At 64.0% G+C, this 10,113-nt stretch carries 11 protein-coding genes; 3 read left to right on the top strand and 8 right to left on the bottom strand.

What is annotated here, in order from left to right; all coding sequences use genetic code 11:
- Positions 1 to 108: 108 nt before the first annotated feature.
- From NFV80_RS14010 to NFV80_RS13980, 7 genes are all read right to left on the bottom strand, one after another.
- Positions 109 to 804, bottom strand: coding sequence for a PEP-CTERM sorting domain-containing protein (locus NFV80_RS14010; protein ID WP_296759065.1), 696 nt, complete (start codon positions 802 to 804; stop codon positions 109 to 111).
- A 269-nt stretch (positions 805 to 1,073) separates the two neighbouring features.
- Positions 1,074 to 2,363, bottom strand: a complete 1,290-nt coding sequence (locus NFV80_RS14005) for a GTP-binding protein (protein ID WP_296759062.1) — start codon at positions 2,361 to 2,363, stop codon at positions 1,074 to 1,076.
- Positions 2,363 to 3,292 (bottom strand): sulfate adenylyltransferase subunit CysD, encoded by a 930-nt coding sequence (gene cysD, locus NFV80_RS14000; RefSeq protein ID WP_296759060.1) that lies wholly within the window; start codon positions 3,290 to 3,292, stop codon positions 2,363 to 2,365. Before cysD ends, NFV80_RS14005 begins: the two co-directional genes overlap by 1 nt.
- Before the next feature lie 22 nt (positions 3,293 to 3,314).
- Positions 3,315 to 4,037 carry a phosphoadenylyl-sulfate reductase gene (locus NFV80_RS13995; RefSeq protein WP_295325760.1) on the bottom strand — a complete coding sequence of 241 codons (723 nt, stop codon included), beginning with the start codon at positions 4,035 to 4,037 and terminating at the stop codon, positions 3,315 to 3,317.
- Positions 4,034 to 4,555 (bottom strand): DUF934 domain-containing protein, encoded by a 522-nt coding sequence (locus NFV80_RS13990; protein WP_296759057.1) that lies wholly within the window; start codon positions 4,553 to 4,555, stop codon positions 4,034 to 4,036. The genes NFV80_RS13995 and NFV80_RS13990 overlap by 4 nt, the downstream gene beginning before the upstream one ends.
- Positions 4,548 to 6,257 (bottom strand): nitrite/sulfite reductase, encoded by a 1,710-nt coding sequence (locus NFV80_RS13985; RefSeq protein WP_295325756.1) that lies wholly within the window; start codon positions 6,255 to 6,257, stop codon positions 4,548 to 4,550. The genes NFV80_RS13990 and NFV80_RS13985 overlap by 8 nt, the downstream gene beginning before the upstream one ends.
- 45 nt (positions 6,258 to 6,302) lie before the next feature.
- A complete protein-coding gene (locus tag NFV80_RS13980; RefSeq protein WP_295325768.1) occupies positions 6,303 to 7,079 on the bottom strand; it encodes a sulfite exporter TauE/SafE family protein in 777 nt (258 codons plus the stop codon).
- A gap of 104 nt (positions 7,080 to 7,183) precedes the next feature.
- Between NFV80_RS13980 and NFV80_RS13975 the strand changes: the two genes are divergently transcribed.
- The 3 genes from NFV80_RS13975 (at position 7,184) to NFV80_RS13965 (ending at position 9,249) form a co-directional block, all read left to right on the top strand.
- A complete protein-coding gene (locus NFV80_RS13975) occupies positions 7,184 to 8,131 on the top strand; it encodes a CysB family HTH-type transcriptional regulator (protein ID WP_295325766.1) in 948 nt (315 codons plus the stop codon).
- Between the two features lie 195 nt (positions 8,132 to 8,326).
- Positions 8,327 to 8,542, top strand: a complete 216-nt coding sequence (locus tag NFV80_RS13970) for a YchJ family metal-binding protein (RefSeq protein WP_295325753.1) — start codon at positions 8,327 to 8,329, stop codon at positions 8,540 to 8,542.
- Positions 8,539 to 9,249: an alpha/beta fold hydrolase gene (locus tag NFV80_RS13965; RefSeq protein WP_295325751.1), complete on the top strand. Its 711-nt coding sequence runs from the start codon at positions 8,539 to 8,541 to the stop codon at positions 9,247 to 9,249. The genes NFV80_RS13970 and NFV80_RS13965 overlap by 4 nt, the downstream gene beginning before the upstream one ends.
- 84 nt (positions 9,250 to 9,333) lie before the next feature.
- On the opposite strand, the gene paaY is transcribed toward NFV80_RS13965, so the two are convergent.
- Complete coding sequence (gene paaY, locus NFV80_RS13960; RefSeq protein WP_295325748.1) at positions 9,334 to 9,960, bottom strand: phenylacetic acid degradation protein PaaY; 627 nt, start codon at positions 9,958 to 9,960, stop codon at positions 9,334 to 9,336.
- Positions 9,961 to 10,113 lie beyond the last annotated feature (153 nt).

Below are 10,113 nucleotides of genomic sequence, written 5' to 3'. Positions count from 1 at the left end.
CAGATCCATACCGCCCATTTTTAACCTATTTTCGAATTTGTGTAGATACCCATGGTCTGCAGGGAGGGGCGTCAGTAAACTGCTGATTGCGAAGGTCGGCTGACGAGATCAGGACTGCTGGCGACGCCGGAACAACCCGATACCAGCCAGGCCAAGCAGGGCAAGCGTGCCTGGTTCCGGAGCATGGAAATTCGCGATCCACGCCGAGTCACCAAAATCGGCGAAATTGTCCCATGCGCTGCTGTTCAGTGCTCCATAGTTATTGCCATTGTTATAGAAAACGAAGCCACCACCACCGTCGCCCGCTACGTGACTGGTGATCCTGCCCCAGACGTCCGTACCGTTCGAATTCGTATAATCGCTAGCGTCCGGTCCGGAAACAGTGAACAGCGCCACATAATCCGCACCCGGAGTCAACAGTAGGCCACCAGTGTTGACGGTTACCGCCTGGAATCCGACGGTCGGCCCGAGCGTAATCGGAGCGCTGGTGAACAGAGCTGGACCGGTTGCCCCACCACCCCCGCCACCCAGCAGGGAACCGGACCAGGCGTACACCTCGGCCTGGAACTGCAGCGTGGCGCGACCGCTGAGGTAGAAGGTGAAATCGTCGAGAATCGAATCCGAAGGAGCGACGAACGTCTGTCCATAGGTGGCGGTGTCCGACTTCCCGAACGGTTGGATGGAACTACTTCCGTTCCAGGAGGGAGTCGTGTCGTAGGTGGTAGCCAGCGCCGAACCCGCCGTCGCGAGTGAAATTCCGGCAGCGATCGCATAAGTGATTTTTTTGAGTTTGGGGGGTGTCATTTCTTTCCTCTTTCCGTGTTGGTTGTCAGATATCGTTGCAGAGTATCCGAGAGGCCCTTGGCGTGGCTCGGCACTCTGCTGAAGCAAGAAAGAGGCCAGATTTTATATGTCTATTTTATTGAATCAATTCGATCGACACCTTAACATTTGTAAAATTTATCGACATCTCCGGGCGGGGTCCGACGGGGCCAGGAAGCATCATTGCTTTGTGAGTTGTGCGTGCCACCGACCGGCGTGCGCATGCTTTCGGTCGGCGCCGCCGCTTCCGGTCAGACGATCATGCCGGCGCCGACGGTATTGTTCGACGACTCGTCAATGACGATGAAAGCGCCGGTGCCACGGCTCTCGGCGTAGGGGTCGGCGAAGATCGGTTGCGCCAGCTTGAAGCGGACGCGGGCGATGTCGTTCATCGCCAGGCGCTCTGCTGGCTGCTGCTCCATGGTGTTGACGTCGACGCGAAAGGAGATGCCGGCGAGCATCGCCTTGCTGTCGCGCGTCGTGTGGCGCAGCAGGTACTTGCGGCGAGGATCCAGCGGCGACTCGGACAGCCAGCAGAGCATCGCGTCGATCTGTTTGCCGATGGTCGGCAACTCACCGCTCTTGACGATCATGTCGCCGCGCGAGACGTCGATCTCGTCTTCGAGCAGGATCGTCACCGACTGTTCGGCGATGGCGCGGGCAAGCGATTCACCGAGCACCTGAATGTCACGGACGCTCGTCTCCCGCCCGGAAGGCAGCACGGTGACCGCATCGCCGATCGACAGTTCTCCGGATTCGACGCGTCCCATGAAGCCGCGATAATCGTGCAGTTCCGGGTTGGCCGAATCCTGCGGTCGGCAGACGTACTGGACCGGGAAGCGGAATTTCTCGGCATGCGCGCCGTGGATGGCCGGAGCGGTTTCGAGAATATCGAGCAGGGTCGGACCGTCGTACCAGTGCAGGTGCTCGCCGCGCTCGACGATCATGTCGCCGCGCAGCGCCGACATCGGCAGGAAGCGTACGTCGGCGATGCCCAGCCGGCTGGCGAAGGCCAGATACTCGGCCGCGATCGCGGCGAAGGGTTCCTGCGCGTAGTCGACCAGGTCCATCTTGTTCACCGCCACGACGATGTGCGGAATGCCGAGCAGGTGCGCCAGGTACGAATGGCGGCGGGTCTGCGTCAGTACCCCCTTGCGTGCGTCGATCAGGATGATCGCGAGATCTGCGGTGGAAGCGGCGGTCACCATGTTGCGTGTATATTGCTCATGACCGGGGGCGTCGGCGATGATGTACTTGCGGGTGCCGGTCGTGAAGTAGCGATAAGCCACGTCGATGGTGATTCCCTGTTCGCGCTCGGCCTGCAGTCCGTCGGTCAGCAGCGACAGATCGACCATGTCGAGCCCACGCTTGGCCGAGGTGCGCTCGATGGCGTGCAGGGTATCGGCGAGAATCGTCTTGCTGTCGAAGAGCAGGCGGCCGATCAGCGTGCTCTTGCCGTCGTCCACACTGCCGCAGGTCAGAAAGCGCAGCAGACCATTGTCGGGCACGCTTGAGCCGGGAAGTTTCTCGATCGCGGACATCAGAAATAGCCTTCCTTCTTGCGTTGTTCCATGGAAGCGTCCGAGGTCTGGTCGTCGAGACGGGTGGCGCCGCGTTCGGTGATCGTCGTGACCGCCGTTTCGGCAATGATCCGGGCGACCGTGTCGGCGTCGGACTCGACCGGCGCGGTGCAGGTGATGTCGCCAACAGTGCGAAAGCGAACCATCAGGTTTTCGATCGTTTCCCCGGATCTTGCCGGAGTCACCTCGGTCACCGGCAGCAGGCCGCCGCCGCGACGCACCAACGGGCGGCGGTGCGCGAAGTAGATCGAAGGCAAGGCCAGGCGCTCGCGCTCGATGTATTGCCAGACGTCGATCTCGGTCCAGTTCGAGATCGGGAAGACGCGCATGTTTTCGCCTTTGAAGCTGCGCGCATTGTAGAGATCCCAAAGTTCGGGTCGCTGGTTTTTCGGATCCCACTGGCCAAATTCGTCGCGGAAGGAAAAGATGCGTTCTTTGGCGCGTGCCTTCTCCTCGTCACGGCGCGCGCCACCGATACAGGCGTCGAAGCCGAATTCCTCGATTGCCTCGAGCAGTGTCACCGACTGGTGTTTGTTGCGCGGCTCATCGGGCGAGTTCAGGACGACCGTGCCACGTGCCATCGAGTCCTCGACCGAGCGGACGATCAGGCGCTCGCCAAGTTCGGCCGCGCGCCGATCGCGAAAGTCGACGACTTCTCGGTAGTTGTGGCCGGTGTCGACGTGCAGCAGCGGGAAGGGGAATCGACCAGGGCGGAAAGCCTTTTCGGCGATGCGCAGCATGCAGATCGAGTCCTTGCCGCCGGAGAAGAGCAGCACCGGGTTGCTGCACTGGCCGGCGACCTCGCGCATGATGTGGATGGCTTCGGACTCCAGCCAGTCGAGGTGGCTAAGGCCGGCGGTGGCGATGTTCGAGAGCGCTGCTGTACTCATGATTGACCTGTACGAGCGGATTTCAGGCGCGCTTGACGTGCAAGCCGCATTCCCTGGATTCTGGATTTTCCCACCACCAGCGACCGGCGCGCACATCCTCGCCCGGAGTGATCGGTCGGGTACATGGTGCACAGCCGATGCTTGGGTAGAACCTGTCGTGCAATGCGTTGTAGGGAACGCCATTGTGCTTGAGGTAGGCCCAGACTTCGCGTTCGCTCCATTCGGCAAGCGGGTTGAACTTCTGCAGTCCGTTGGCGGCATCGAAGTTGCGGATCGGCAACTCGCTGCGGGTTGTCGCCTGGCTGGCGCGCATGCCGGTGATCCACGCCTTGCGACCAGCCAACGCCCGTTGCAGCGGTTCGACCTTGCGCACGTGGCAGCAGCCCTTGCGCAGTTCGACAGACTCATAGAAAGCATTGATTCCGTACTCGCGCGTGTAGGCTTCCAGAAGTTCGTGCCGCGGATAGTACAGGCGCAACGCGAGGCCATAGCGCTTCCTGACTTCGTCGATCAGCTCGTAGGTCTCGGGCGGCAGACGACCGGTGTCGAGCGAGAAGATCTCGATATCGAGGCGGTCGCGAACGATCAGGTCGGTAAGCACCATGTCTTCGGCACCGAGGCTGCTGGCGAAAGCAGCCGGCGAGAAGTCGGCAGCAACTTCCTGCAGCAGTGCACGCGCCGCGTTGACCCGGCTGGCCAGGCCGGCGAGTAGCGCCGGGTCGTCGACATTGACCAGGATGCTCATGCGGGCTCCACTGCGTTGCGCCGCTGGAACAGCGGTAGCGGCTGGTCGACGGCTGCCTGGTAGCTTTCGCTGAAAACCGACAGGCCGGCCAGAGCTTTCTCCGGGTCCTTGTCCGCACGCAGCGCGTAGGCGTCGATGCCACAACGCCGCATGTAGAAGAGCTGATCCTGCAAGACGTCGCCGATCGCGCGGATCTCGCCGGCATAGCGATGACGCTCGCGCAGCAGGCGGGCGCTCGAGTAGCTGCGGCCGTCGGTGAATTTCGGAAAGTTCACGCCGATCACGGCAAAACGGTCGATGTCGCCGGCCAGCATCTCCGGTCCCTCGTCGCTGTCCAGCCAGACGCCGATCCGGTCGTGGTACGCGATGACTTCGTCGCGCCGAGCCAGCCACACCGCCAGTGGCAGCAGCACAGGACCCGCCGGCAGGACGACGCTTGCCGCCGTTTCCCCTTCGGGGAGGCGCAGGAGCTGCCAGTCGTCGTCGACGACACTGCCGTTCCGGATGATTCTAGGCATTGACCACCTCTCTTTCCGCATTCTCGATCTTTGCCGTCCGACGCCGGTCGCGACCGGCGTAGGCGCGTGCCTTGAATGGCTCGACGCCGATCCGCTGCAGCGTGTCGATGAAACGCTCGCCAGCCGTTCGTTGTTCGAGATAAACGTCGATCAGCGCCCCGATCACTTCCGGCACTTCCATCGCGTAGAACGACGGCCCGATGACCTTGCCGATCGTTGCCGCGTTGCCCTGCTGGCCACCGATCGTGATCTGGTACCACTCCTCGTCGTTCTTGTCGACGCCGAGGATGCCGATGTTGGCGACATGGTGGTGGCCGCACGAATTCATGCAGCCCGACAGGTTCAACGAGATGTCGCCGATGTCGTACAGGTAGTCGAGGTCGTCGAACTTCTGTTGAACCGCTTCGGCGATCGGCGCCGAGCGCGCATTGGCGAGCGCACAGAGATCGCCGCCCGGGCAGCAGATCATGTCGGTGAGCAGTCCGACGTTGGCCGTCGCCAGGCGATGGCTGCGGGCGATCTGCCAGACTTCGTACAGATCGCTTTGCCGGACGTCGGCGAGCACAAGGTTCTGTTCGTGGCTGACGCGCACCTCGCCGAAGCTGAAGCGCTCGGCGAGGTCGGCGACGGCGATCATCTGCGCGTCGCTGATGTCGCCGGGAGGAACGCCGGGCGCTTTCAGCGATAGCGTGACGGCGGCGTAGCCCGTTGTCTTGTGCGCATGCACGCAACGCCTGACCCAACTGGCGAAGGCCTTGTCGGCGCGCAGCCGGGAGGTGTGCATGAGGTCCACTGCCGGCAGGTTTTCCCAGGCAGGCGGAGCGAAATGGCGGACCATGCGTTCGAACTCGGCGTCGGGAACGGTCGTCGGGCCATCGCGCAACTCGCACCACTCGGCCTCGATCTGGCGGCGGAATTCCTCGACGCCGAGAGCCTGCACGAGAATCTTGATTCGCGCCTTGTACATGTTGTCGCGTCGCCCATAGCGGTTGTACAGGCGCAGGATTGCTTCGAGGTACGACAGCAGGTGCCGCCGTGGCAGGAAATCGCGCACCAGCTTGCCAAGCATCGGCGTACGCCCGAGGCCGCCGCCGACAAATACCCGGAAGCCGATATCGCCATCGTCGCCGCGCACGAGGTCGAGACCGATGTCGTGTACGCGAATCACCGCCCGATCCTCGGCAGCGGCATTGACCGCAATCTTGAACTTGCGCGGCAGGAAAGCGAACTCCGGATGGAAGGTCGACCACTGCCGAAGCAGCTCGCAGTACGGGCGAGGGTCGGTCAGTTCGTCCGGGGCGATGCCGGCGAAGTGGTCGCTGGTGATGTTGCGGATGCAATTGCCGGAGGTTTGCACGGCATGCATCTGCACGCTCGCCAGTTCGCCGAGGATATCCGGCGTTTCCTCGAATTTCGGCCAGTTGAGCTGCATGTTCTGGCGCGTCGTGAAGTGCCCGACGCCACGGTCATAGCGACGCGAAATCTCGGCCAGTTTGCGCAGTTGCGCGGCAGCGAGCACGCCATAGGGAATGGCGATGCGCAGCATCGGGCCGTGCCGCTGGATGTAGAGCCCGTTCTGCAGGCGCAGCGGACGCAGCTCGTCGGTCGAGAGTTCGCCGGCGAAATGTCGGACGATCTGGTCCCGATACTGCGCCACGCGCTGGTCGATAAGCTGTTGGTCTGTACTGTCGTAACGATACATCGTTCGTTCCTTGAAAGGCCTCGCCGGGAATCCGGGCCCGCAGCTCTACTGGGCGATCAGCTTGCTGCCGATGAGCACCAGCATGCCGGCGAGAATCGGGCGCAGGATGCGGTCGGGCACCTTTGCCGAGGCGTGGCTGCCGAGCCAGATGCCGGGCAGCGAGCCGAGCAGCAGGCTGCCGAGCAACGACCAATCGACGCTGCCGATCAGCCAGTGGCCAAGCCCGGCGATCAGCGTCAGCGGTACGGCATGGGCGACATCGCTGCCGATGATGCGGATCGTCGGCAGCCTGGGGTACAGGTAGAACAGCACGGCGACCCCGAGCGCGCCGGCGCCCACCGACGAGATGGTTACCAGCAGGCCAAGCAGGGCGCCGACCGCGACCGTGATCGGCGCCCGCCAGCGCGTGTGCGCGGCGTTGTCGGCGTGTGCCAGCGCCTGGCTTTGCAGCCTCTGGCGAAAGACGATCGCGGCGGCGGTCAGCAGCAGCGCGATACCGAGCGAAACGGAAATGATTTGCGAGACGGCGGCGCTCTGTCTGGGCAGGAAAGACAGCGCCCAGATGGTCAGCAGCGTTGCCGGAATGCTGCCACTCGCCAGCAGATGGGTAACCCGCCAGTCGATATGCCCCTTGCGGGCGTGCACCACGGTGCCGCCGGCCTTGGTGATCGCCGCATACAGCAGGTCGGTGCCGACTGCCGTCGCCGGGTGAATGCCGAACAGCAACACCAGCAGTGGCGTCATCAGCGATCCGCCACCAACGCCGGTGAGCCCGACGACGGCGCCGACGACGAAGCCCGACAAGGTGTACATCCAGTCCATGGCCAATCGCAAGGGAACGAGAGCGCGCATGGTAGCAGCGCGGCGTTTGATCGAAAAAGAATATTCGGTTAGATTGTTATAACCAAATGAACGGTGTCATCGCAATGAAGCTCCAGCAACTCCGTTACCTCATCGAAGTGGCGCGCCGCGGTCTCAACGTATCCGAGGCGGCGGAGGCGCTTTACACCTCGCAGCCGGGAATCTCCAAGCAGATTCGCTTGCTTGAGGAAGAACTCGGGGTCGCCGTTTTCGAGCGCGGTGGCAAACGCCTGACGGCGATCACCGAACCGGGGAGGGCCGTGCTCGACCTCGCCGAACGCATGCTGCGCGATGCCGAGAACATCCGCCGGGTCGGAGAGGAATACGCCGGCGGCGATTCCGGCAGCCTGGTCATCGCGACGACGCACACGCAGGCGCGGTACGCGCTGCCGGCGGTGGTCAAGAACTTCATCGACCGCCATCCCCGGGTACGACTGTCGCTGCGGCAGGGACATCCGTCGCAGATCGCCGAGTGGACGCTGCAGGGCGAGGCCGACATCGCCATCGCCACCGAGGCACTCGACCAGTACCCACAACTGGCAATGCTGCCCTGCTACCAGTGGGTGCACTGCGTGATCGCTCCCGACGGCCATCGCATCCTGACCGAAAAGCCGGTGTCGCTGGCCGCCCTGGCGCGCTGGCCGCTGATCACCTACGATTCGGCTTTCGCCGGCCGCTCGCGAATCAACCGGGCTTTCGAGCTGGCGCAACTGGCGCCCAACATCGTGCTTACCGCGATCGATGCCGATGTGATCAAGACCTACGTGGGCCTTGGCCTCGGGCTGGGGATCATCGCCCGCATGGCTTTCGATCCGCTGCGCGACGCCGGTCTGCAGGCGATGCCCGCGGAGCATCTGTTCGGCTCCAACACGACGCGCATCGGTTTGCGCCGCGGCACGCACATTCGCCGCTTCGAATACGACTTCATCGAACTCTTCGCCTCGCACCTGACCCGCAAGGCGGTGGACATGGCCATGGCCGGAGCCCGGCCGGGCGACGAGTATCAGCTTTGAGCGAGGCGTGGTCATGCGCGACGCCCCGGGCTTGCGAGCGAGCAGGAAATGAAGCGAAAAAGGAAATCGCGCAGCGTCGGTTGGCCGCGATGGCTGAGGGAATCCGACGTCCGCCCCTGCGGCAGCCGGCTCGCCGATGCCGTCCGTTGTCGCCCATCGCGCGCGGCTGCGTCGCCCAACATTGCGGCGGCTCTGATGCGCTCGCGCTACCACGCCTGCGTCATGGGAATCGAGCACTACCTGCCCGCGAGCTGGCATCGCTCGACCCGGCCGCCGTCGGTCGACGGCGATTGTGCGTTGCACTGGCTGGGTCTGGAAATCAGGCGGCAGGGTAAGTTGGTGGGCCAGCCCCGCCCGGCGGACGACCAGTCAAACGCCACGCAGGGCGAGTCGCCGGCATCGGCGCGATGAGCGTTGTCATCGAGCGCACGCGCCTGGGCCGCATACCGGCGCTGATCGTTCGCCCCGCCGCCAGGAGTGTTGCGCTGCCGACGGTGCTGTGGCTGCACGGCTTCGGCGCCGACAAGGAAGTGCACCTGCCGGAGCTGTGCCGCTTTGGCGAAGCCGGATTGCTGGCCGTCGGCATCGATGCCGTCGGTCACGGCCAGCGTCGGTTTGTTGATTTGCCGTCGCAGTTCTCCCGTTCGTCGCCAGCAAGCGTCGAAGTGTTCCACTCCTGCGTCCGCCAGACGGTCGCCGAGTTGCCCGAACTGATCGATCTGCTGGTCGGGCGTGGGTCGAGTGACCCCGCGCGTATCGCCGTCGCCGGCGTCTCGATGGGCGCCTGCATGGTGTATGCGGCGATCGCCGGTGAGCGACGGTTTCCCGTCGCGGTGGCGATGCTCGGCTCGCCCGAACCGCCGCCCGCCGACGCCGATCGGCAGCCTGCCGAGCGCTGCTTCCCGACCGCGCTGCTGTCGATCACCGCCGGCCAGGACAACGTCGTTCCCCCGGACGCCGCGCTGGCCCTGCATCAACGGCTCGAACCTCGCTATCGTGCGCGGCCCGAGCGATTGCGCTATCGCGAGATCCCTCGCGCCTCGCATTTCCTGCGACCGGAGGAATGGGACGGCGCCGTCGCCGAGGCGAGCGCCTGGCTGGTGTCGTTTCTGTCCTGACGGCTGCCCGCGGCCTGCCTGCCGTGTCGTCTCCGCTACCGGTCCATGTTCGTGGCGCGTTCAGCGACTGGCGAGCGACCGACTCTAGTCGTCGCTTGCCGCCTGCCTCCTGAGCTCGATCAGTGGTACCACGCCCGGCAGATCGAAGCGTTTGCGCCCGGGTTCGACGCTGGTCAGCGCTTTGCATTCGACCATTGTCGCCAGCGAGCGGCGGGTGAGCTGCTGATAGATGCGTGTCCCGTCGATTTTCCAGGCGATTTCCTGGTCACTGAGCGCGCGCATCACCTTCGCGGGAACTCCGGCGACCAGCGAACGCGGCGGGATTTCCATTCCCGCCTTGACGAAAGCGCAGGCGGCGACGATCGACGACTCGCCGAGCACGGCGTTGTCCATGATCACCGCGTTCATGCCGACCAGCGCGTTCCTGCCGATGCGGCAGCCATGCAGCACGGCGCCGTGGCCGATATGGCCATCCTCCTCGATGACCGTGTCGGTGCCGGGGAAGCCGTGCATGACGCAGGTGTCCTGCACGTTCACCCCGGTGGCGAGCACCAGTCGCCCGAAATCGCCGCGCAGGCTGGCGCAGGGGCCGACATAACAGCCCGGCCCGACGATCACGTCGCCGATCAGAACGGCCGACGGATGCACGTAGGCGCTCGGATCGATGACCGGGACGATGCCGTCGATGGCGAAAACACGAGGGCGATTCATGCGGCTTGCTCCTGCGGGGCGGCTGCTGCCGCGGCGTGCGTCGATTCGCCCGCCATTCTATGCGGCGCGGTGCCGCGTGCCAATCGGCAGGATGCTTGCTGTAGGGAACACGTAACCTGTCCGGGTTTGTAGCAAATGATCTGTCCGGTTTAG

The organism is Accumulibacter sp. (assembly GCF_023806565.1).
In the GTDB taxonomy this organism is placed as follows: Bacteria; Pseudomonadota; Gammaproteobacteria; order Burkholderiales; family Rhodocyclaceae; genus Accumulibacter.
This window is presented reverse-complemented; position numbering and strand designations above follow the sequence as displayed.